This window comes from Dactylosporangium sp. NPDC006015 (assembly GCF_040614215.1).
Taxonomy (GTDB): domain Bacteria; phylum Actinomycetota; class Actinomycetes; order Mycobacteriales; family Micromonosporaceae; genus Dactylosporangium; species Dactylosporangium maewongense.
In genome coordinates this window covers 163,272-185,996 of the sequence record NZ_JBEXUD010000020.1, presented here as the reverse complement: position 1 = coordinate 185,996, position 22,725 = coordinate 163,272, and the positions used below count along the sequence as shown (strand labels likewise).

At 72.6% G+C, this 22,725-nt stretch carries 17 protein-coding genes, 1 pseudogene and 1 riboswitch; of the genes and pseudogenes, 13 read left to right on the top strand and 5 right to left on the bottom strand.

Annotated features, from left to right (window positions below; genetic code table 11):
• Window positions 1–177 precede the first annotated feature (177 nt).
• The gene (locus tag ABZ321_RS31840) at window positions 178–1,152 is read right to left on the bottom strand and encodes an aldo/keto reductase (protein ID WP_344503898.1); all 975 of its coding nucleotides are present in this window, start codon (window positions 1,150–1,152) and stop codon (window positions 178–180) included.
• 12 nt (window positions 1,153–1,164) lie between these two features.
• On the opposite strand from ABZ321_RS31840, the pseudogene thiE reads away from it, so the two are divergent.
• From thiE to ABZ321_RS31795, 9 genes and pseudogenes are all read left to right on the top strand, one after another.
• A pseudogene (gene thiE / locus ABZ321_RS31835) lies at window positions 1,165–1,761 on the top strand (thiamine phosphate synthase); the annotation flags it as partial.
• 293 nt (window positions 1,762–2,054) lie between these two features.
• Window positions 2,055–3,107, top strand: coding sequence for a glycine oxidase ThiO (thiO, locus tag ABZ321_RS31830; protein ID WP_354898097.1), 1,053 nt, complete (start codon window positions 2,055–2,057; stop codon window positions 3,105–3,107).
• Window positions 3,108–3,132: 25 nt separating this feature from the next.
• Window positions 3,133–3,243: riboswitch (TPP riboswitch) on the top strand.
• Window positions 3,242–3,448 carry a sulfur carrier protein ThiS gene (gene thiS, locus ABZ321_RS31825; protein ID WP_344504029.1) on the top strand — a complete coding sequence of 69 codons (207 nt, stop codon included), beginning with the start codon at window positions 3,242–3,244 and terminating at the stop codon, window positions 3,446–3,448. (Overlaps the previous riboswitch by 2 nt.)
• A gap of 67 nt (window positions 3,449–3,515) precedes the next feature.
• Window positions 3,516–4,262, top strand: a complete 747-nt coding sequence (locus ABZ321_RS31820; RefSeq protein ID WP_344504030.1) for a thiazole synthase — start codon at window positions 3,516–3,518, stop codon at window positions 4,260–4,262.
• On the top strand, window positions 4,256–4,771 hold the full coding sequence (locus ABZ321_RS31815) for a thiamine phosphate synthase (protein WP_344503900.1): 516 nt from the start codon (window positions 4,256–4,258) through the stop codon (window positions 4,769–4,771). Before ABZ321_RS31820 ends, ABZ321_RS31815 begins: the two co-directional genes overlap by 7 nt.
• Before the next feature lie 118 nt (window positions 4,772–4,889).
• Window positions 4,890–5,693 (top strand): bifunctional hydroxymethylpyrimidine kinase/phosphomethylpyrimidine kinase, encoded by an 804-nt coding sequence (gene thiD / locus ABZ321_RS31810; protein WP_354898094.1) that lies wholly within the window; start codon window positions 4,890–4,892, stop codon window positions 5,691–5,693.
• 128 nt (window positions 5,694–5,821) lie between these two features.
• On the top strand, window positions 5,822–7,360 hold the full coding sequence (gene thiC / locus ABZ321_RS31805; protein WP_354898091.1) for a phosphomethylpyrimidine synthase ThiC: 1,539 nt from the start codon (window positions 5,822–5,824) through the stop codon (window positions 7,358–7,360).
• Between the two features lie 20 nt (window positions 7,361–7,380).
• A complete protein-coding gene (locus tag ABZ321_RS31800; RefSeq protein WP_344503903.1) occupies window positions 7,381–8,103 on the top strand; it encodes a methyltransferase domain-containing protein in 723 nt (240 codons plus the stop codon).
• Entirely contained in the window at window positions 8,103–9,251 is a 1,149-nt protein-coding gene (locus ABZ321_RS31795) for a nucleotide pyrophosphatase/phosphodiesterase family protein (protein ID WP_344503904.1), read from the top strand. The genes ABZ321_RS31800 and ABZ321_RS31795 overlap by 1 nt, the downstream gene beginning before the upstream one ends.
• Here the strand turns inward: ABZ321_RS31795 and ABZ321_RS31790 are convergent.
• Window positions 9,248–9,658, bottom strand: a complete 411-nt coding sequence (locus ABZ321_RS31790) for a hypothetical protein (RefSeq protein ID WP_344503905.1) — start codon at window positions 9,656–9,658, stop codon at window positions 9,248–9,250. The genes ABZ321_RS31795 and ABZ321_RS31790 overlap by 4 nt on opposite strands.
• Window positions 9,659–9,784: 126 nt before the next feature.
• On the opposite strand from ABZ321_RS31790, the gene ABZ321_RS31785 reads away from it, so the two are divergent.
• Window positions 9,785–11,098, top strand: a complete 1,314-nt coding sequence (locus ABZ321_RS31785; protein ID WP_344503906.1) for a DNA polymerase IV — start codon at window positions 9,785–9,787, stop codon at window positions 11,096–11,098.
• Between the two features lie 151 nt (window positions 11,099–11,249).
• Window positions 11,250–11,636 carry a DUF3040 domain-containing protein gene (locus tag ABZ321_RS31780; RefSeq protein ID WP_344503907.1) on the top strand — a complete coding sequence of 129 codons (387 nt, stop codon included), beginning with the start codon at window positions 11,250–11,252 and terminating at the stop codon, window positions 11,634–11,636.
• A 1,264-nt stretch (window positions 11,637–12,900) separates the two neighbouring features.
• Here the strand turns inward: ABZ321_RS31780 and ABZ321_RS31775 are convergent.
• Genes ABZ321_RS31775 through ABZ321_RS31765 form a run of 3 tightly spaced genes read right to left on the bottom strand, consistent with a single transcriptional unit; the run spans window position 12,901 to window position 17,737 of the window.
• Window positions 12,901–15,381 (bottom strand): DUF3488 and transglutaminase-like domain-containing protein, encoded by a 2,481-nt coding sequence (locus ABZ321_RS31775; RefSeq protein ID WP_354898086.1) that lies wholly within the window; start codon window positions 15,379–15,381, stop codon window positions 12,901–12,903.
• Window positions 15,378–16,676, bottom strand: a complete 1,299-nt coding sequence (locus tag ABZ321_RS31770; protein ID WP_344503909.1) for a DUF58 domain-containing protein — start codon at window positions 16,674–16,676, stop codon at window positions 15,378–15,380. Before ABZ321_RS31770 ends, ABZ321_RS31775 begins: the two co-directional genes overlap by 4 nt.
• A 2-nt stretch (window positions 16,677–16,678) precedes the next feature.
• Window positions 16,679–17,737 (bottom strand): MoxR family ATPase, encoded by a 1,059-nt coding sequence (locus ABZ321_RS31765; RefSeq protein WP_344503910.1) that lies wholly within the window; start codon window positions 17,735–17,737, stop codon window positions 16,679–16,681.
• A 283-nt stretch (window positions 17,738–18,020) separates the two neighbouring features.
• Between ABZ321_RS31765 and ABZ321_RS31760 the strand changes: the two genes are divergently transcribed.
• Together ABZ321_RS31760 and leuS are read left to right on the top strand one after the other, a co-directional pair.
• Window positions 18,021–19,610 (top strand): serine/threonine-protein kinase, encoded by a 1,590-nt coding sequence (locus tag ABZ321_RS31760; RefSeq protein WP_354898083.1) that lies wholly within the window; start codon window positions 18,021–18,023, stop codon window positions 19,608–19,610.
• Between the two features lie 212 nt (window positions 19,611–19,822).
• Window positions 19,823–22,660, top strand: a complete 2,838-nt coding sequence (gene leuS / locus ABZ321_RS31755; protein ID WP_344503912.1) for a leucine--tRNA ligase — start codon at window positions 19,823–19,825, stop codon at window positions 22,658–22,660.
• The last annotated feature ends 65 nt before the right edge of the window (window positions 22,661–22,725 follow it).

The window sequence follows — 22,725 nt, the reverse complement described above, 5'->3', positions numbered from 1 at the left end:
GAGCACTCGTCGGCGTCGGAGTACAACGAGCTCGAGGCCCTGCAGGCGCGCCTCGACAGCTCGTTCGCCTCGGCCACGCAGCTGCACACCGACGGTGGCAGCGCCGCGCTGGGTGTCGCCTCCAACTGAGTTCGCCCACGAACGGCCGGCCCTCAGAGGGCCGGCCGTTCGCCGTTTTCAGTGACCCAATACAGGGTGCGGCACGTACGGCGCCTCGAGGCGCTCGATCTCCTTCTCGTCCAGGGTCAGCTCGGTCGCGGCGATCGCGTCCTCCAGGTGCGACAGCTTCGTCGCGCCCACGATCGGCGCCGTGACGACCGGCCTGGACAGCAGCCACGCGAGCGCCACCTGCGCCGGGGCGACCCCGCGCTCGCCGGCCACCTCCGCGTTGACGTCCACGACGGCGAAGTCGTCGTCGGTGTACATGGAGCTGAACGCGTCGCTCGCGGCCCTCGTCGTGCGCCGCTCGTCGCCGCGCCCGCGGTTGCCGGCCAGCATGCCCCTGGCGAGGGGGCTCCACGGGATGACGCCGATGCCCTGGTCGGCGCAGAGCGGCAGCATCTCCCGCTCCTCCTCGCGGTAGACGAGGTTGTAGTGGTTCTGCATCGACACGAACTCCGTCCAGCCGTTGGCCCGGGCCGTGTGCTGCATCTTCGCGAACTGCCACGCGTACATGCTGGAAGCGCCGATGTAGCGGGCCTTCCCCGACCGCACGACGTCGTGCAGCGCCGCCATGGTCTCCTCGACCGGGGTCTCCGGGTCGAAGCGGTGGATCTGGTACAGGTCGACGTGGTCGACGCCGAGCCGCCGCAGCGAGTTGTCGATGCCGGCGAGGATGTGCTTGCGCGACAGCCCCGAGTCGTTTGGCCGGTCGCTCATCACGCTGTACACCTTGGTGGCCAGCACGTAGTCGTCGCGGCGCGGGAAGTACTTCGCCAGCAGCCGCCCCGTCACGGTCTCGCTGGCGCCGAGGGAGTAGACGTCGGCGGTGTCGAAGAACGTGATCCCGGCCTCGACGGCACGCCGCACGAACGGGTCCGCGGCCTCCTCGTCGAGCACCCAGTCACGCCACGCGGGATCGCCGTAGCTCATCATGCCGAGACAGATCTCGGAGACCTTCAGCCCGGTCCGGCCAAGTCGCACCTGCTTCATGTCTGAAAAACTATCGCGGTGCTAGGACGACTTCATCTCATCACCGATACCCGGCCCGGCCGCGACGTCCTCGGCGTCGTCGGGCATGCGCTCGCCGCCGGCTTCACCGTCGTCCAGGTCCGCCCCGAGGACAGCGTCACCGACCGCGAGGCGTACGAGCTGACCCTGCGCGTCGTCGCCCTCTGCCGCGCCGCGGGCGCCGTCTGCCTCGTCAACGACCGCCTGCACATCGCCCTCGCCGCCGGCGCCGACGGCGCCCACGTCGGCGCCGACGACCTGCCCGTGTCCGCCGCCCGCCGGGTCCTGGGCCCGCACGCGATCCTCGGCGCGACCGCCCGCAACCCCGTCTCGGCCCGCCAGGCGGTCGCCGACGGCGCCTCCTATCTCGGCGTCGGCCCCGCGTACTCGACCACCACGAAGACCGGCCTCCCCGCCGCCATCGGCCCTTCCGGCGTGCGCGCCGTCGTCGAGGCGGTCGACGTCCCGGTCATCGCGATCGGCGGCGTCACCCCGTCCCGCGCCGCGACCTTGTTCGCGGCGGGCGCCCACGCCGTCGCCGTCGTCGGCGCGATGAGCGCCGCCCCCGACCCGGCCGCCGCGGCGGCCGCCGCCTTCGCCGCCGTCCTCGCCGCCGCCCCTCCGTCAACGGCCTCCCTCCCGACACCACCTTCCCCGCCCGATCCCATGACCGCTTCGACCGCCACTCCTTCGCCGGACAAAAGCGAAATGTCGGATAAATCCGGGCGCTTGCGTCTGGATTTATCCGGGGGAGGCGGCGGGTCTCGCCCGTTCGAAGGTGACGGCCTCCGTCCGTCTGGGGAGGGCGGTCTGCCGCGCTCGCTGGGCGCCGGCCACGCCGGTGGGCATGCGGCGTCGGGGCAGGGTCCGGCTGGAGGGGTGGCGTGAAGGTCGGGATCGTCGGGGGAGGGATCGTCGGGCTCAGCGTCGCGTGGGAGCTGGCGCGGCGTGGGGAGCAGGTCACCGTGTACGACCGGGACCCGCGGCGGGGGGCGGGCCGGGTCGCGGCGGGGATGCTGGCGCCGGCGGCCGAGGCGAACTTCGGGGAGGAGGCGCTGCAGGGGCTGATGCTCGAGTCGATGCGGCGGTGGCCCGGGTTCGCGGCCGAGCTGAGCGCGGCGACCGGGATGCCGCTGGGGTACCGGACGGAGGGGACGCTGCTCGTCGCGCTCACCGAGGACGACCTCACCGAGGTGCGGCGGCTCGTCGACTACTACCTGCGGGCGGGGCTGCCGGTCGAGCCGCTGCGGGGGCGGGAGCTCCGGGAGCTGGAGCCGATGCTCAGCCCGCGGGTGCGCGGCGGGGCGAAGGCGGCCGGGGACCACCAGGTGGACCCGCGGCTGCTGCTCGCGGCGCTGCGGTCGGAGCGGCTGCCGGTCACGTGGGTGGAGCGGGACGTCGAGGATCTGTCCAGCCTGCGGGACGATGTGATCATCATCGCGAATGGGATCGGGATCGGGCGGCTGACCGGGCTGCCGGTGCGGCCGGTGAAGGGACAGTTGCTCCGGTTGCGGGGGGCCGAGCCGCTGCTCACGCACGTCGTGCGGGGCGTCGCGCTGGGGCGGCACGTGTACCTGGTGCCGCGCGCCGACGGGGAGCTGGTCGTCGGGGCGACGGAGGAGGAGCGCGGTGCCGACACGACGGTGACCGCCGGTGGGGTGCTCGACCTGCTGCGACCGGCCGCGGACCTGCTGCCGGGGGTCGCCGAGCTGGCGCTCGCGGAGACCCTCGCCGGCCTGCGGCCCGGGACCCCGGACAACGCCCCGATCCTCGGCCGGCTCGAAGGGCACCCGCACGGGAACGTGTACGTCGCGGGCGGTCACTACCGGCACGGGGTGCTCCTCGCGCCGGTCACCGCGCACGCCGTCGCCGACCTGGTCACCAAGGGATCGACGGATGTGGACATCAGCGCATACGGGGTGGGCCGCTTTACCTGAGGACCGCGCCGGGGTTATGGTCAGCTCGTACCCCACGGGAGTCCGGTATGACCGGGCTGAGAGGGGGGCTGTCAGCCCCCGACCGTCGAACCTGATCCGGATCATGCCGGCGCAGGGAGTCAGGAGTGAGCCGTATGCAGCTCGTGGTCAACGCGGTCGCCGCCGATGTGGACGACACCGCGACCGTCGCCGACGTCGTCCGTGGCCTCGCCGGGGTCGCCGACCCGCGGGGCGTCGCCGTCGCGTTGAACGGGTCCGTCGTGCCGAGGGCCGACTGGGCCGGGACCAGGCCGGTCGACGGCGACACCATCGACGTCCTCACGGCGGTCCAAGGTGGCTGACCTCGGCAACGGCGCCATCGGCGGCCTCAGTAGTGCCGCCGGCAACGGCGACGGCGCGAAGCTCAGCATCGCCGGGGAGGACCTGCCGTCGCGGCTCATCCTCGGCACCGGCGGGGCGACCAGCCACGCCGCGCTCGAGGCCGCGATCCGGGCCAGCGGCACCGGGCTTGTCACGGTCGCGCTGCGCAGGCTCGACCCGGGCGCGCCGTCGCTGCTCGACGTCGTCGAACGGTGCGGCGTGCGGGTGCTGCCCAACACCGCCGGCTGCTACACGGCGACCGAGGCGGTGAAGCTCGCCCACCTGGCCAGGGAGGCGTTCGACACGGCGTGGGTCAAGCTGGAGGTCATCGGCGACGAGGAGACGCTGCTGCCCGACGCGGTCGAGCTGGTCACCGCCGCGGAGCGGCTCGTCGAGGACGGGTTCACGGTCCTGCCGTACACCACCGACGACCCGGTCCTCGCCCAGCGCCTCGCCGACGCCGGATGCGCCGCGGTCATGCCGCTCGGCGCGCCCATCGGCTCCGGCCTCGGCATCCGCAACCCGCACAACATCGCGCTGATCCGGCAGAAGGTGGCCGTGCCGGTCATCCTCGACGCCGGGATCGGCACCGCCTCCGACGCGGCGCTGGCGATGGAGCTCGGCTGCGACGGGGTGCTGCTCGCGACCGCGGTCACCCGCGCCGAACACCCCGCGCGCATGGCGGAGGCGATGCGGCTCGCCGTCGAGGCGGGCCGGCTCGCACACACCGCCGGGAGGATCCCGCGCCGCCTGTACGCGACCGCCTCGAGCCCGATGGGGGGACTGCCATGGTGACGAGGCTGGTGCTGTTCACCGACCGCCGGCAGGCGCACCGGCCGCTCGACGAGGTGGTCAACCGGGCGATCGACGGCGGCGCGCGGCTGGTCGTCCTCGGCGAGCAGGACCTGCCCGCGGGGGCCCGCGCCGACCTCGCCGACCGGCTCCGCAGCATGCTCGACGGCGTCAAGGGCCGGCTCGTGCTGGCGGAGGACACGGCCGCGTACCGCAAGTGCCACGACCAGGCGGAGCTCTTCGCCGCGGCCGAGGCGAAGGTGGGGTTCGCGACCCTGTCGCCGATCTTCCCGACCCGGTCCAAGCCCGGCTACGGCCCCCCGCTGGGCCTGGCCGCGCTCGCCAGGATGGCGCTGGTCGTCCCGCTGCCGGTGTACGCCCTGGGCGGCGTCGACTCGCCGGCGCGGGTCCGGGACTGCCTCGACGAGGGAGCCGCGGGCGTCGCCGTCATGGGTGCCGTCATGCGCGCCGACGACCCCGCGAGGTTCGTCAAGGAGCTGATGACGGCGTGACCGGGCCGGAGCGCAGCGGAGGGCCGGGCACCATGGGCGCAGTCTCGAGGTCAGGCCGACGCCGGAGCGCAGCGGAGGTGGCGGCGTGACCGGGCCGGAGCGCAGCGGAGGTGGCGGCGTGAACCCGAGTGTCGCCCTGACGATCGCGGGATCCGACTCCGGTGGGGGTGCGGGGATCCAGGCGGACCTGAAGACGTTCGCCGCGCACCGGGTCTTCGGCACCAGTGTGATCACCGCACTCACTGCTCAGAACACCGTCGGCGTGCGGGGGATCTCCGCCGTCGACCCCGGGTTCGTCGGGGCGCAGCTCGACGCGGTCCTCGCCGACCTGCCCGTCGCCGCCGTCAAGACCGGCATGCTCGCCACACCCGAGACCGTCGCCCTCGTCGCGTCGTACGCGCCGCGGCTGCCCGGCCTCGTCGTCGACCCGGTGCTCGTCGCGTCGTCCGGGGACCGGCTCTTCACCCGGGACGCCGAGCGCGCGTACCTCGACCTGCTCTTCCCGCACGCCGCCGTCGTCACGCCCAACCTGCGGGAGGCGTCGGTGCTGCTCGGCCGGGACGTCACCGACGTCGACGACGCGATCAAGGCCGCCCAGGACCTCGCCGCGACCGGACCGAAGTGTGTCGTGGTGAAGGGCGGCCACCTGCGCGGCAGCCGCGACGCCGTCGACGTCGTCTGCGTCGGCGACACCGTCGAGCTGCTGTCGCTGCCGTGGGTCGACACCGCGAACAACCACGGCACCGGGTGCACGTTCGCGGCGGCGACCGCGGCCCGGCTCGCGCTCGGGGAGCCTCTCGCCGAGGCGCTCGCCGGGGCGAAGCAGTACGTGCAGTCGGCCTTGAGCGCCTCGTCCGGCTGGCGGCTCGGCGCCGGGCACGGTCCGCTCGCGTGGGGTCCCTTCTCCGGCCCGCTTCCGTAACCCACCAGGTCCGGCCCGCGGATCTTCTGGTCCGGCCCGCTCGCTCAGTACATCTGCCGAAAACGCGAACAGGTGCGCCTCATGGCGTGCCCGCTTCGCCATGCCCACAGCCCACGAAAGGATGCGCCATGAAGCGCAAGGTCCACGTCCAGGGGTCCCGCGACGACATCCGTGTGCCGTTCGCCGAGGTCGAGCTGAGCGGCGGCAACCCACCGGTGCGCCTCTACGACACCAGCGGCCCGCTGAACGACCCGCCCACGGGCCTCCCGCCGCTGCGCGCGCCGTGGATCGCCGCGCGCAGCGGCGATCATGGCGGAGAGCGGACGCAGCTGTACTACGCGCGGCAGGGGATCATCACGCCGGAGATGGAGTTCGTGGCGATCCGCGAGGATGTCGACCCGTCGCTGGTGCGCGACGAGATCGCGGCCGGGCGGGCGATCCTGCCCAACAACGTCAACCACCCCGAGAGCGAGCCGATGGTCATCGGCAGCCGCTTCCTGGTGAAGGTCAACGCCAACATCGGCACGTCCGCGGTCTCCTCCGGCGTCGAGGAGGAGGTCGCGAAGCTCACCTGGGCGACGAAGTGGGGCGCGGACACGGTCATGGACCTGTCCACCGGCAAGCACATCCACGCCACCCGCGAGGCGATCGTGCGCAACTCGCCGGTGCCGATCGGGACCGTGCCGATCTACCAGGCCCTGGAGAAGGTCGGCGGCGACCCGCTCAAGCTGACCTGGGAGGCGTACCGCGACACGGTCATCGAGCAGGCGGAGCAGGGCGTCGACTACATGACCGTCCATGCCGGGGTGCTGCTGCGGTACGTGCCGATGACCGTCGGCCGGGTCACGGGCATCGTCTCCCGGGGCGGTTCGATCATGGCCGCCTGGTGCCTGGCGCGTCACGAGGAGAACTTCCTGTACACGCACTTCGCCGAGCTGTGCGAGATCTTCGCCCGGTACGACGTCGCCTTCTCCCTCGGTGACGGGCTCCGCCCCGGCTCGATCGCCGACGCGAACGACGAGGCGCAGCTCGCGGAGCTGCGCACCCTGGGCGAGCTGACGAAGGTGGCGTGGGAGCACGACGTGCAGGTCATGATCGAGGGCCCCGGCCACGTGCCCATGCACAAGATCAAGGAGAACGTGGACCTGCAGATGGAGTGGTGCCACGAGGCGCCGTTCTACACGCTCGGACCGCTCACCACCGACGTCGCGCCCGCCTACGACCACATCACCAGCGCCATCGGTGCCGCCATGATCGCCATGTACGGCACGGCGATGCTCTGCTACGTCACGCCGAAGGAGCACCTCGGGCTGCCGAACCGCGACGACGTCAAGGCCGGCGTCATCGCGTACAAGATCGCGGCGCACGCCGCCGACCTCGCCAAGGGCCACCCCGGGGCGCAGGCGTGGGACGACGCGCTGTCCAAGGCGCGGTTCGAGTTCCGCTGGGAGGACCAGTTCAACCTGGCGATGGACCCCGACACCGCGCGCTCGTACCACGACGAGACGCTCCCGGCGTCGGCGGCGAAGACGGCGCACTTCTGCTCGATGTGCGGCCCGAAGTTCTGCTCCATGAAGATCAGCCAGTCGTTGTCGCTGGAGATGCAGGCGAAGTCCGAGGAGTTCGTCGCGTCGGGCGGGCAGGTATACCTGCCGGTTGTGTCGTAGGTGGGTATTAAGGTCGGGGGGTGGAGTCCTCAGTGGCGTCGCCACGCACCGCGGTGGTCTGGCAGGTCCTGCGACGCGAGATCGCCGCGGCCGACCACCCCCTGACCGCCCTCGACGTCGGCGGCGGCACCGGTGGGTTCGCCGTGCCGCTGGCCCGCGCCGGGCACGCCGTCACCGTCGTCGACCCCAGCCCCGACGCCCTCGCCGCGCTCACCAGGCGGGCCGACGAGGCCGGCGTCGCCGACCGGATCACCGCCGTGCAGGGCGACGGCGACGGCCTCGCCGACCTCGTCCCGCCCGGCAGCGTCGACCTCGTGCTGTGCCACAGCATGCTCGAGGTGGTCGACGACCCGCACAAGGTCGTCACCGCGCTCGCCGCGACCCTGCGCCCCGGCGGCGCCGCCAGCGTCGTCGTCGCCAACCGGGCCGCCGCCGTCCTCGCCAGGGCGATCGGCGGGCACCTCGCCGCCGCGTCGCTGCTCGTCGCCAGCCCCGACGGGCGCGGCGACACCCGCGACCGGCTCAGCCGGCGCTATGACGTCGGCACCGCCACGGCCCTGCTGACCGGCGGCGGGTTCGAGGTCGAGCAGATCCACGGCGTCCGGATCATCGCCGACCTGGTGCCCGGCAGCGTTGCGGAGAGCGAGCCGGAGGCGCTGCAGGCGTTCGAGCTGGCCCTCGCCGGCACCCCGCCCTACCGGGACATCGCCACCCAGCTGCACCTGCTCTGCAGGAGACACTGATGGGCCCGCTCGACCCCGTCGCACCCCGCTACGGGCAGGCGAGCCTCGCCGAGGTCATGCCCAGCGTGCTGAGCGTCCTCGGGATGCCGTATGAGCGGGACGCCCTCGGCCTCGGCGCCGCCCTCGCCGGCGTCGACCGGGTCGCCGTGCTGCTCCTCGACGGGCTCGGCTGGCACCAGCTCGGCGTCGCCGCGCCCCACGCGCCGACGATCACCGACTTCCTCGGCGGCCGGCTCGGCACCGCCCGCTCGATCACCGCCGGCTTCCCGTCGACGACCCCGGTCAGCCTCGTCACCCTCGGCACCGGTGCCCCGCCCGGCGCCCACGGCATCGTCGGCATCGTGCTCAACCAGCCCGGCACCGACAAGCTCGTCAACCACCTGCACTGGGAGGACCAGCCCGACCCCGCGCAGTGGCAGCCGCTGCCGACCGCGTTCACCCGGGCCGGCAACGCGGGGCTCGCCCCCACCGTCGTCAGCAACCCGAAGTTCGAGCGGACCGGCCTGTCCGTGTCCGCCTACCGCGGCGCCCGGTTCGGCGCCGGGATCGCCTATGACGAGGTCGCGGCCTCGATGCTGTTCGCGTTGCGGTCCTCCCGCCTCGTGTACGGGTATCTGCCCGACGTCGACCGCGCCGGGCACGACTTCGGCATCGGGACCGGCGAGTGGCGGACGGCCGTCGCTGACGCCGACCGGCTCCTCACCCGCCTCGTCGACGGGCTGCCGCCCAACTCGGCGCTGGTCGTGACCGCCGACCACGGGCAGGTCGACATCCCCGCCGACCGGCGCCTCGATCTCGACCAGGACACCCGGCTGCGGGCCGGCGTCGCGGTCGTCGCGGGTGAGCCCCGGGTGCGGTATCTGCACGCCGTCCCCGGCGCGCACGACGACGTCATCGCCACCTGGCGGGGGGTCCTCGGGGACCGGGCCACCGTGCTCAGCCGCGACGAGGCGGTCGCGGGAGGCTGGTTCGGGCCGATCCCGCAGCAGCACCTCGCCCGCGTCGGCGACGTGGTCGTCATCTGCCACGAGCGGTGGGCGATCATGGCCACGGAGCACGAGCCGCTGCGGTATACGAAGATGGTGGCGTTCCACGGGTCGAGCACGGCGGCGGAGATGCAGATCCCGCTGCTGGTGGTGCGCAGCTAGGCCTTCAGCTTCTGGAGTGTGCTCCGCAGCTCCGGCCCCGCGTCGACCGCGTGCTCCAGGACGATCTGGAGCAGCTCGTGCCTCGACGCGGCGACCACCACGCCGGGCGCTCCCGCGACGGGGTCGTCGCACAGGACCGCCACCCGTGCCCGGCGGATCCCGAGCTGGCCGGCCTGGTTGAGGAACGTCTCGCCGCAGGCCGGCAGCGGCACCCTGCGCGCCCTGGTCCAGCCCGCGACCAGGAGCACGGCGAGGGCGCACCGGTCCGTGCCGGGGCGCCAGCCGTCGCCGCCGCTGGTCATCAACCCCCGTGCGATGCAGCGGACGAGGTCCGGATGCTGGAGCCTGAGGCCTTCCACGGCCGCGACGACGGGCGCCAGCGGCGACGTCAGCGCGAGGAGGGCCATCCCAGGAAGGTAAGGCAATCCTAACTTCCCGTCAAACGCCGCCGATTGCCTGCCGGGATCTGGCTTGCCGTTCTTGCCGGGTCTGGCTTGCCGCTTTTTGTCGGGGGGTCTGGCTAGAGTGCGGACATGGGGCGGAGCCAGGTGGTGCCGAGGGACGGTTCGGGTGCGGGGGAGTTCGGTCCCGACGCCGACGACACCGGCTGCACGGTGCTGCACGTCGACATGGACGCGTTCTACGCGTCGGTCGAGATCCGCCGCCGCCCGGAGCTGCGCGGCAAGGCCGTCATCGTCGGCGGCGCGGGGCCGCGCGGCGTCGTGTCCGCCGCCAGCTATGAGGCCCGCCGGTTCGGGGTGCGCAGCGCCATGCCCGGCAGCAGGGCGCAGCGGCTCTGCCCGCATGCCGTCTTCCTGCCGCCCGACTTCGCCGCCTACACGGAGGCGTCCCGCGCGGTCATGGCGATCTTCCGCGACGTGACGCCGCTGGTCGAGCCGCTGTCGCTCGACGAGGCGTTCCTCGACGTCGCCGGCGCCCGCAAGCTGCTCGGCCGCCCCGCCGAGATCGCCGCCCTGATCCGCCGCCGGGTCGCCACCGAGCAGCGGCTGACCTGCTCCGTGGGGGTGGCCTCGACGAAGTTCATGGCGAAGCTCGGCTCGACCCGCGCCAAGCCCGACGGCATGGCCGTCGTCCCGACCGCCCTGGCCCTGCGGTATCTGCACCCGCTGCCCGTCAGCGCCCTGTGGGGCGTCGGCGACCGGACCGCCGAGACTCTCCAGCGGCTCGGCCTGAAGACCGTCGGCGACCTCGCCGCCGCCCCGCTCGGCATGCTCCGCGCCGCCGTGGGCGACGCCGCCGCCCACCATCTGCACGAGCTGTCGTGGGCGCGTGACCCCCGACGGGTGATTCCCGACCACGTGGAGAAGTCGATCGGCGCCGAGACCACGTTCGACGTCGACGTCAGCGACCTGTCAATCATCCGACGCACGATGCTCGCCCTGTCCAACAAGGTCGCCCAGCGCCTCCGCCACGCCGACCAGGCCGGCCGCACCATCGCGGTCAAGATCAGGCTCGCCGACTTCCAGACGCTCAGTCGGTCACGGACCGTAGACATCCCGACCGACGTCGCCCGGGAGATCTTCGAGATCTCGTGGGCCCTGTTCACCTCCGCCCGCCCTGGCGAGCGCATCCGCCTCATCGGCGTCCGCGTCGAGAGCCTCTCCTCCGCTGACGGAGCGCCACGCCAGATGACGCTCGGTGAGCGCGACCACGGCTGGCGCGACGCCGAACGCGCCGCCGACGCGGTCGCCGCCCGCTTCGGCGCGGGCCTCGTCAAGCCCGCCAGCCTCCTGCGCGGCGACGGCCTCCGCGGCGACGGCAACGGCGCCGCACCCGCCCCCGACCCACCTTCCGGACCGCCGACACGCCACAATGGGGGCAGATAGAGCACGACTCGACGGAAAATCGGCACGGCCGGACCATCGTCCCGCTTTCCGACCCGGTGAGCCCCTCGTAAACTTGCCAGTACGCAGCCCGACGGGCTGTGCCGGACTGTCGGTCCATCAGGGTCGACCTTCGCGACCGGGGAGGAGTGCCGTGCCGCTCTCGGAACACGAGCAGCGGCTGTTCGAGCAGATCGAGCGGTCGCTAGCCGAGGACCCCAAGTTTGCCTCGGCGGTGCGAGCCACCGACCCGCGGTTCCATGCCAAGCGTCGGATGATCGCCGCCGCGGTGCTCCTACTCGCCGGCATGGCGCTACTGGTCTATGGCGTCGCCATCTCAATCCCACCCCTCGGCGTCGGCGGCTTCGTCGTCATGCTGGGCGCCCTCGTCTTCGGCGTCCAGGCGTACCGCCGCGGACAGAGCACCGACCTGCACGCCGTCGGCGGCACGGCCACACGCCGTACCCGGCAGCAGCGCAGGGGCGGCCTGGTCGACCGCCTGGAAGAGCGCTGGCGCCGCCGCCCTGAAGGCGACGCCTGACCCCACCGGGCCAGGCAAGGGCGCGTCGACACGGGTTCCTCGTCGACGCGCCCACCCGTCTGCCCAGCGCGCAGGACACTTCCATCGACCGCCCCACACCCTGCCCAGCCCGCCCCGCACCTCGGGGCGGGCTGTCTCGCTCCTGCGCCGCGCCTTGCCTGCGCCGCGTCGTGTCTGGTGTGGGTTGAGCCCTGGCCTGCGTCGTGCCCTGGCCTGCGTCGCACCTGAGCTGTGGGCTCACCCTTCAGATCACCCCTCGCCCACAGCTCACCCCCGGCAACCCGCCCAGAGCTATCCGCCCGGACGTCTTGTCCACGGGACCAGCACGGCGCGGGTCATCCTGTGCCGCAGTCTGGCCAGGCGCGTTGTCCCGGGCCGCAGGCTCTTCTGGCGGCGGCCTGTGATTCGGTCGCGGGTCGGTTTTCGGTGAGCCTGATGGTGGGTGGGCGTTGGGTGCGTCGGTGACGTTCGGGTGGGGGCAGTTGGCCGGCACGCTGGGCCGGGGCAGGTGGCACGGTGGGGCGCGGACAGTGGCTTCGCGTCGGCGGCCGGATTGAGGGTGATCAGCCGTTGAGCGCTGGACCGGGGTGCGGCACTCGCGGCGCTGGTCGTCGCGTGGTGGGTCGATCAGAGGATGGTGCCGGGAGTCGGCGGGGCTGGTCGTGTCCCCTGATCGCCGTGTCGAGGGGCGTTGCGGCGGTGAGGGTGGCGTTGGTGGGTTGATCGAAGGATGGTTCTGGCTGTCGGCGTGGCCAGATCCGGCCTTGGATCATCGCGTCGGTGAGTGTCCTGCCGGTGTGGTTGCGGGGGGACCAGGTCATGGCGGTCGCTGTCCGTGCCGGAGCAGGGCGTTGATCAGCGGTGATGGCGGCGGGGGCAATGGTGCCGGTGCGCGGGCGTGGTCGCAGTGGGCGCTGTCGCGGGGCTGTGGCTGTCCCCGTCGCCGTGGCCTGGGCTATCGCCTGGGCTGTCCCTGTCGCCTAGGCCGTCGCTGCCCCGTGCCCGTCTCCGTTGCCTGGGTCGTGGCTGTCCGTCTGGCCGGGGCTGTCGCCGGGCCGGGGGCTGTCCCGTCCCCGTCGCTTTGGCTGGCCCCCCTGTCGTCGGGGGCTGTTGCCTGGCCGGGGCTGTCCCTGTCCCCGTCGCTGTGGCTGTGCTCAGGCGGGGCTGTTCCGGTCACGTTGCTGTCGCGGTGGGGTGGGTGGGGGTGAAGAGTGGCGCCCCGGACGGGTGGAGGGGTCCGGGGCGCCTGGTGGGCAAGGGTGGGTCAGCGGTCGGCGCGGCGGGCTACGAAGCGGCGGACGCTGATGGCGCGCATGAGTTTGTCCCAGGCTCGGCCTACGGCCACGGTGGCGTTGCTGGAGCGTTGGGTGGTGGTGGCGCGCCAGCGGCGCAGGACCGACGGGGGCAGGAGGACTGCCAGGATGCGGGTCTTGCGGGTGGCGCGGGCGGCGAACGCGGTCCTGACGTCGTCGACGGCTGAGCGGAGCTGGCCGCCGGTCAGGGGGGTTCGGGCGTAGCGGGCGTGCTCCTCCACGGTGCTCAGCAGGCGGACGCCCTGCTCGGCCTTGTCGCGGAGGCGTTCCTTCGTGACGAGGCGGGTGACCGTGGCGCGGGGGGTTTCGGCGTCGTCGACGGAGACGTTGTAGTCGACCATCGTGTCGACCAGCTCGTCCCAGGCGTGGTGGGCCTGGGAGCGGGCCTCGCCGTCGTCGGCGAGCAGGACCATGACGCCCGGTGGGGCGCCTTCGGGGGGTGGGCCGCCCGACACGTCCTTGGCCGCGGCCGCGGCCGTCAGGCGGGTGCGGCGGGTGCGGTTGCGGACGAGGGCCGGGGACAGGAGCAGCGCCACGACGAGCAGGCTGCCCAGGAGCCAGGCGCCGCCGACGGCGAGCACCGAGATCAGCGTGGCGTCCTGCGTCTCGGGGCCGACGCCGCCGACGTTGCCGGGGTTGTTGCCGCTGTCGCCGGCGGGGGCGGCCTCGGCGCTGCTGCTCGGGGCGCCGCCGGGGCGGTTGCGGAGGTTCTCGTCGGCCGGGTCGATCTGCTCGCTGGCGGCGTTGGGCAGGTACGACGTGGAGACCGACCCGCCGATCGCCTGCGGGGGCGTGGCGTCGAAGGGCAGCCAGCCGTAGCCCGGGAAGTACACCTCGGTCCACGCGTGCAGGTTGAAGTTGGTGAGCGTCATCGTCTGGCCCTGGCGGGTGCCGCCGCGGGCGAAGCCGAAGGCGACCCGGGACGGGATCTTCGCCTCGCGCAGGAGCCAGCCGAAGGCGGCCGCGTACTGGGCGCAGTAGCCGCGCTTGTTCTTGAGGAAGTCGGCGATGGCCGAGCCGCTGGTGTCCGAGCCGGTGCTCGTGTCGTAGACGAAGCCGTTGGCCTGCGAGAAGTACTCGTAGATCGCCTTGACCTTGTCGTACTCCGTGGTCTTGCCCTTGGTGAGCTCGGCGACCTTGTCCTTGACGGTGTTGTTGGCCGGGACGGTCAGGGTGCCGTGCACCGCCGGGTCGTTCTCCTTGATCGGCGCGGCCTTGCGCAGGTCGTCCGGGCTGATCTCGGGGCGGGTGTACTCGACCGTGTACTTCTTCTTCGCCGTCGTCTGCTTGCTGGAGTACACGACGGCGGTGTTCGGGTCGAAGGACCAGTTGTTGTCGATCTTCTCCAGCTTCGTCGGCCAGGTGTAGATCGGCAGGAAGTAGATCGCCAGCTCGTTGGTGACCTCGATGCTGGCCTTGTGGGTGGTGGTCTTCACGGACCCGTTCCAGCCCGGGGCGGCCAGGCCGGCGCTGACGCTCTTGCCGCCGGTGATCGGCTTGGCGTTGAAGCCCTTGCTGGTGAGCTCCTCGAGCACGTTGAAGCGCAGGTAGTACGGGTTGGGGTCGTTGCTGACGTTGGTCACCTTGACCATGTCGAAGGACTTGTCCCGGTTGAGCTGCCCGGAGAGCAGGGCGAACATGCTGACCTGCTTGCCGTTCTTGCCGCCGGGGCCGATCCCGCCGCCACCCGCGCCGGCGCCGATCGAGTCGATCACGCCGGCGGGCATCGCGAACGGCACGAGCGGCAGCAGCACGGCCGCGATCACACCGACCGCGCCGAGGCGCTGGCCGGCGGCGGCGAGCGGCGAGGGCTCCCACAGGTCGACGTCGCGGCCGTCGCCGGTGAAGCGGCGGCCGAAGCGGCGGACCCGGTCGACGTTGTCGGTGACCAGCAGCCACAGGAACCCGACGGCGCCGAGCGCGAACGGCAGCCAGCTGGTGCTCTCGGCGGTGACGGTGACCGGCACCGAGTAGATCGCGAGCATCGGCAGGCCGGCGAGGGCCGGGCGGCGCAGCACGACGGCGAACAGGTCGACGACGAGGGCGACGACCGCGACGCCGAGCGTGGCCAGGAACAGGAAGCCGGGCCGGTCACCGACCGGCGTCGCGAACTCGCTCATCTCGGTCGACGCGGTGCTCAGCAGCTGGCCGAAGTGCTTGAGCGTGTCGGGGGAGGGGATGATCCCGATGTACTCCCTGGAGCTCGGGTAGAGCCAGGTCAGCCCGAACAGCGCGGCGACCGCCATCGCGGCGCTCGGCGCCCACGTCGGCGCCCGCAGGCTGCGGACCAGCAGCGCCACGCCGCACATGGCGGCCACGACGAGGAACGCCCGGACCGCCCAGGTGATCTCCTCGAAGACGTTGAACAGCGGCAGCGCCGACAGGTAGGCGGACCCCGCAGCGATCAGGGTCAGGTGCTTGCGCTGGTTCACCGCACGCCTCCGGCGACGCTCTCGGCCGACGCGGCCCGCCAGGCGAAGCCCTGCGACCCCCGCCCGGCTTGTGGCCACAGTGCCGGCAGTTTCGCACCGTGCGGGACCTCGACGACCCGCCACCCGCTGCGCAGCAGCGCGAGGGAGGCGACACCGTGGGCCTTGTCGGCCTCCTCGCGGGCCGCCGTCGGCAGGTTGAGCCACGTCGAGGAGTCGATGAACAGGGCGACGCAGGTCGCGTTGTTGGACCGGAACCCGGCCAGGAGCTCGGCCTCCGCCGACGACAGGAGCCCGAAGATGCCGATGATCAGCCCGCCGTCGCTGCGCCGCCGGACCCGCTCGATGAGCGTGCCGATGTCGCCGCGCTGCGCCAGCCTGACATCGGCCAGCTGATCCAGCAGAGGACCGTCGCCGTCGATCTCGGTCGCGTCGACGTCGACCCCGGCGTCGGTGACCAGGCGCATCTTGTAGCCCGCGTGGCGCAGGTGCACCGCGACGCTGGCCGCGGCGGACACCGCCCACTCGAAGCTGGCGGTCGGTCCCTCGCCGCGGTGGGCGGTGGAGCGCGTGTCGAGCACGACCGTCGCCCGGCTCTCCCACGGCTGCTCCTCGCGGCGGACCATGAGCTCGCCGGTCCGGGCGGTGGAGCGCCAGTGGACCCGGCGCAGGTCGTCGCCGTAGCGGTACTCGCGGGTCGCGGCGTCGTCCTCGCCGTGCACGGCCACCGACCGGGCGCGGCTCTCCCCGGAGCCGGCGAACTCGCCGGCGAGACGCACCGACGGCAGCGGCACGACCTGCGGGATGACGGTGAGCCGGTCGACCGACGGGAACGCCCTGGTCAGCTCGCACAGCCCGAACGGGTCGGTGAGCCGCACGACCAGGGGGCCGACCTCATACCGGCCGCGGACGTCGGCGCGCACCGTGTAGGCCACGGAGCTCGCCTGGTGCGCGCCCAGCTTCTCCAGCACCAGCCGCGGCCGGCTGCCGAGCGCATACGGCAGCCGGTCCTCGAGCAGCATCGTGCCGGTGGGCAGGCGGGACAGGTTCTGCAGGCGGAGGATCACCCGCGCGCTGGCGCCGACCTGCACCCGGTGCGGGTCCAGGGTGCGGCTGCAGGACAGCCGGTACCGGGTGCGGCCCACATACGCGGCGGACAGCAGCGGCAGCGCCGCGAGCAGCACCGCCACCCGGAGCAGGTCGCGCTCGCCCAGGATCAGCGACGCGATGAGGGCCGCTGCGGCGGCGGCCAGGAAGCTACGGCCCCGGGTGGTGAGCCCCCGCAGCGCCTCCCGCATGCTCAGCGACCCCCGAACTGTTGCCCGCGCGGCTGGGTGCGGTCGGCCGGTCGGGTGTCATACGGGGAGCGCGGCTGCCGGTCCGAGGGCAGCGGCAGCCGGTGGACGAGCTCGGCGATGATCGCGTCGGTGGTGCGGCGGGACAGCTGCGCCTCGGCGGTCGGGATGACCCGGTGCGCGAGGACCGGCACGGCCAGGGCCTGCAGGTCGTCGGGGAGCACGAACTCGCGCCCTTCGAGGGCGGCGACGGCGCGGGCCGTGCGCAGCAGCTGCAGCGTCGCGCGGGGCGACGAGCCCAGGCGCAGCTCGCCGGACTCGCGGGTGGCGGTGACGATGTTGACCGCATACTGCTTCACCGCGTCGGCGACGTGCACGTCACGGACGGTGGCGATCATGCGGCGGACCTGGGTGGCGTCGGAGACGGGCAGGATGTCGTCGAGCGCGTCGTGGCGGCCGTGCACGTCGAGCATCGCGAGCTCGGCACCCATGTCGGGGTAGCCCATCGCGATCCGGGCGGTGAACCGGTCGCGCTGCGCCTCCGGCAGCGGGTAGGTGCCTTCCATCTCGATCGGGTTCTGCGTGGCGATGACCATGAACGGGACCTGCAGCGGGTAGGTCGCGCCGTCGACCGTGACCTGCCGCTCCTCCATGCTCTCCAGCAGCGCCGACTGCGTCTTCGGCGAGGCCCGGTTGATCTCGTCGCCGACGACGATGTTGGCGAACACCGCGCCCGGCTTGAACTCGAAGTCGCGCGTCTCCTGGTTGTAGACGCTGACGCCGGTGACGTCGCTGGGCAGCAGGTCGGGCGTGAACTGGATACGCCGGACCGAACAGTCGATCGACTTCGCCAGGGCCTTGGCGAGCTTGGTCTTGCCGACGCCGGGTACGTCTTCGATGAGGAGGTGGCCCTCAGCGAGCAGCACGGCGAGCGCGAGCCGCACAGTGGCGGTCTTGCCCTCGATGACCTGCTCGATGTTGGCGACGATCGCATCGGTCGCGGCGCGGAACTCCGGGCTGGGGAGTGGGGCCCCGAGCTCCTCGAACGTGCGGTGCCTGGTCAACTGGCCTCCTCGTTTCCTGCTGTGGCCACCGTTAGGTGATAGACCCGTAGGTGGACCGCCCGGTTGCACGGAAACGTTGGCAAGCCGAGCCGTTTATATCCCCTCAGGCTAGCCGGGGATTGCACACTGCGCCGCACCGGAAAACGTCATTCCGGACATCACGGCCGTGACTGTCCGCGACGTTTTTTCCGCAGGCCCGCGGCGAGCCGCACGTACCCCCGCAAATGTCCAACAAACGGATCTGCCGGGATGCGGCCGGCGCCGATTCCGGCAGACTGGACCCATGCACGAGGAGCAGAATGTCGGGCAGCTCCTCAACGGTCGCTACCGCCTCGCCGACCGGCTCGGCGAAGGCGGCATGTCGGTCGTTTGGGACGCCCGCGACGAGGTCCTCGGACGGGCCGTCGCCGTCAAGGTCCTCGCCGGCCCGTTCGCCGCCGACCCCGCCTGGCGCCAGCGGATCCGGACCGAGGCGCGGGCCACGGCGAGCCTTTCGCACCCGAACGTCGCGGGTGTCTACGACTACGGCGAGACCGCCGGCGGCAGCCCGTTCGTCGTGATGGAGCTGCTGCGCGGGCCGACGCTCGCCGAGCGGCTGACCGCGGGCCCGCTCAGCCCCGCCGCGGCGATCCGGGTCTGCGCCGAGGTCGCCGCCGGCCTGGCCGCCGCGCACGCCGAGGGCTTCGTGCACCACGACGTCAAACCCGGCAACGTGGTGCTCACCCCGGGTGCGGCGAAGCTCCTCGACTTCGGCATCGTCGGCGTCCACGGCGAACCGGACGGCGGCCTCGACGACGCCGGCCTGGTCCTCGGCACGCCCGCCTATCTCGCGCCGGAGCGGCTCGTCGGCGACGAGGCGGTGCCCGCCAGCGACGTGTACGCGTTCGGGATGCTGCTCTACCGGTGCCTCACCGGCCGCCTGCCGTGGGACGGCGAGACCACCGCCCAGATGCTGCGCTCGCACGTGACCGTCGCACCCGATCCGCTGCCCGACCTGCCGGGCGTGCCGCCGCAGGTCCGGGACCTGTGCATGCGCTGCCTGGTCAAGGCGCCCGCGGCCCGCCCGTCCGCGGAGGAGGCGGCGGCCGTGCTCGCCGAGGCGGCGGGCGTGTCGCCGCGTCCAAATGCCGAAGAGCTGCATCTGGTACCGGCGGTGCCGCCGCAGCTGACGGCCGCCGGAGCAGCGGCCCGGACGGACGGCACCACGGCCATCGGCGACGCCACCGCCCCGGTCGACCCCGCCCCGGTCGACCCCGTCCCGGTCGCGCCGGCCGGGGAAGAGCGCGCGACGGGCGCGGTCGGTGACGGCGCGGGTGAGCGGCGGCGGGTGCTCGCCGGGATGGCGGTCGTGGTGGCGGTGGCCGCGCTGCTGGTGACGTTCGCGCTGCGCCGCCCGCCCAGCGAGCCGCAGGTCACAGTGGGGGCGGCCCGCGGCGCGCCGGCCGCGACCGGCTCGCCGGACACCCTGGACACCCCGGTCACCCCGGCGGACGCCGGCCAGAGCGCCGGTGCGGGTGGTCAGAGCGGCGGCACGTCCGGCGGAGCCGGCGGATCGGGCGGCGGCGGCCCAGTCGGTACAGACGCCGCGAACGGGAACGGAAACCCCGGGCACACCGGCAACACCGGCAGGGGACAGACCACCCCGGTGGAGGGGCCGCCCGTCAGGATCGGCACGTCCGGCGGGGTCGTCGTCGCGGCGTGCGCCGGCGACCAGGTCAACGTGACCGGCGCCGAGCCCGCCGCCGGTGGCAGCCTGGTCTCCCTGCAGGCGGGGCCGCGCAACAAGTCGCGGGTGGAGTTCAGCCTGGCCGGGCAGCGCCTGCGGTTCGAGGTGCGGTGCTCCGGTGGTGTACCGGCCGCCGTCCGCGACTGAACCACCGCGCCGCTCGCCCGGGCCCGGTCCAAACGCGCTGCGAGCGGGCGCGGACCCTGCGGTACACTCCGAGGCATGACATGGGCTGTCCGGCTTCTTAGCGAGCCGTGCTGACGCACTGACTGCGTCCGCACGGCGACCCCTCCTGCGTGAGGGGTTTTTTCATGCCCGGACAATGTTGGACACCCGAGACCCGAAGGCGGCGAGAAGTCATGAGTGAGGCTGTGACCGACGGAGCGGTCGACATCCCGCCCTACCGTTACACGGCGGCGATGGCGACGGACATCGAGGCGTGCTGGCAGGACTACTGGTCGGAGCACAGCACCTTCTACGCGCCGAACCCGACCGGCCCGCTCAGCGACCCGAGCCACCCGCGCGCGGGCGCGCCGAAGCTGTACGTGATGGACATGTTCCCGTACCCGTCCGGCTCGGGGCTGCACGTCGGTCACCCGCTGGGCTACATCGGCACCGACTGCTACACCCGGTACTTCCGCATGGCCGGCTACAACGTGCTGCACCCCATGGGGTTCGACGCGTTCGGCCTGCCCGCCGAGCAGTACGCGGTGCAGACCGGCACGCACCCGAGGGTCACCACCGAGGCCAACGTCGAGCGGTACCGTGGCCAGCTGCGCCGGCTGGGGCTGGCCTACGACGACCGCCGCAGCGTCGCCACCACCGACACCGAGTTCTACCGCTGGACCCAGTGGATCTTCCTGCGGATCTTCAACTCCTGGTTCGACACCGACGCGCAGAAGGCCCGGCCGATCGACGAGCTGATCGCCTCGTTCGAATCCGGCTCGCGGGTGCCGGAGGACGGCCGCGCGTGGGCCGACCTGACGCCGGTCGAGCGGCGCGAGGTGATCGACGGGTTCCGGCTGGCGTACATCTCCGAGGCGCCGGTCAACTGGTGCCCCGGGCTGGGCACGGTGCTGGCCAACGAGGAGGTCACCCCCGACGGGCGCAGCGAGCGGGGCAACTTCCCCGTGTTCAAGCGGAGCCTGCGGCAGTGGATGATGCGGATCACCTCGTACGGCGACCGGCTGCTGGACGACCTGGAGCGGCTGGACTGGCCGGAGAAGGTCAAGACCATGCAGCGCAACTGGATCGGCCGGTCCCGGGGTGCGCACGTCGACTTCGGCACCGACACCGGTGCCGCGATCCGGGTGTTCACGACCCGCCCCGACACGCTGTTCGGCGCCACGTACATGGTGCTGGCCCCGGAGCACGAGCTGGTCTCCTCGCTGGTCCCCGCCGCCTGGCCGGACGGCATCCCGCAGGTCTGGACCGGCGGGCACGCCACCCCGGGTGCGGCGGTCGCCGCCTACCGCGAGTTCGCGGCGGGGAAGTCCGACGTGGAGCGGCAGGCCGACGCCAAGGAGAAGACCGGCGTCTTCACCGGCGCGTATGCGGTGAACCCGGTCAACGGCTCGCGCGTCCCCGTCTTCATCGCCGACTACGTGCTGGCCGGCTACGGCACCGGCGCGATCATGGCGGTGCCCGGCCAGGACGAGCGCGACTGGGAGTTCGCCGAGGTCTTCGACCTGCCGATCATCCGGACGGTGCGGCCCACCGACGGTTTCGACGGGAAGGCCTTCACCGGCGACGGCCCGGCGATCAACTCCTCCTTCCTGGACGGCCTGGGTGTCGTCGAGGCGAAGGCCAGGATCATCGAGTGGCTGGAGGCCGAGGGGCACGGCGTCGGCGCCATCACGTACCGGCTGCGGGACTGGCTGTTCAGCCGGCAGCGGTACTGGGGTGAGCCGTTCCCGATCGTGTACGACGAGACCGGCCTGCCGATCGGCCTGCCCGACTCGATGCTGCCCGTCGAGCTGCCCGAGGTCGAGGACTTCTCGCCGCGGACGTTCGACGTCGACGACGCCGACAGCATGCCCGAGACGCCGCTGTCGCGCGCCAAGGAATGGGTCGAGGTCACGCTGGACCTGGGCGACGGGCCCAAGGCGTACACCCGCGAGACCAACGTCATGCCGCAGTGGGCGGGCTCGTCCTGGTACGAGCTGCGCTACCTGGACCCGTCCAACAAGGACGACATGGTCGCCGCCGACAACGAGCGGTACTGGATGGGCCCGCAGAAGCCCGGCGACGTCGGCGGCGCGGACCTGTACGTCGGCGGCGTCGAGCACGCCGTGCTGCACCTGCTGTACGCGCGGTTCTGGCACAAGGTGCTGTTCGACCTGGGCCACATCAGCAGCGAGGAGCCCTTCCGCAAGCTGTTCAACCAGGGCTACATCCAGGCCTACGCCTACACCGACGAGCGCGGCGTCTACGTGCCCGCCGAGGAGGTCGAGGAGCGCTCACCCGGGCAGTTCTTCTACAACGACGCTCCGGTGAAGCGCGAGTACGGCAAGATGGGCAAGTCGCTGAAGAACGTCGTCACGCCCGACGAGATGTGCGAGCGGTACGGCGCCGACACCTTCCGCGTCTACGAGATGTCCATGGGCCCGCTGGACGTGTCCCGCCCGTGGGAGACCCGCGCGGTCGTCGGCGCGCAGCGCTTCCTGCAGCGCGTCTGGCGACTGGTCGTCGACGAGCAGACCGACGCCACCCGCGTCACCGACGCGGCCCTGGACGACGAGACCCGCCGCCTGCTGCACCGCGTCATCGACGGCGTCCGGGTCGACATCGAGGAGATGCGCTTCAACACCGCGATCGCGAAGCTGATCGAGCTGACGAACCGCGCCACCCAGGTCTCCCCGTCCGGCGCCCCCCGCGAGGTCGTCGACCCGCTGGTGCGGATGGTCTCGCCGTTCGCGCCGCACCTGGCCGAGGAGCTGTGGCAGCGCCTGGGCAACGGGTCGTCGATCGCCTACGCGGACTTCCCGGTCGCCGACCCGGCGTTCCTGGTCGCCGAGTCGGTGAAGTACCCGGTGCAGGTCAACGGCAAGGTCCGCGGCACGTTCGAGATCGCCGCCGACGCCCCGGAGGAGGCGGTCCGCGAGGCCGCCCTGGCCGAGGTCGCCGCGCAGCTGGCCGGCAAGACCCCGAAGAAGGTCATCGTCGTGCAGGGCCGCATGGTCTCGGTCGTCGTCTAGATCGTCGTCCAGATCGAGCACGACGAAGGGCGCCTCCGGTTCTCCGGGGGCGCCCTTCGCGTGTG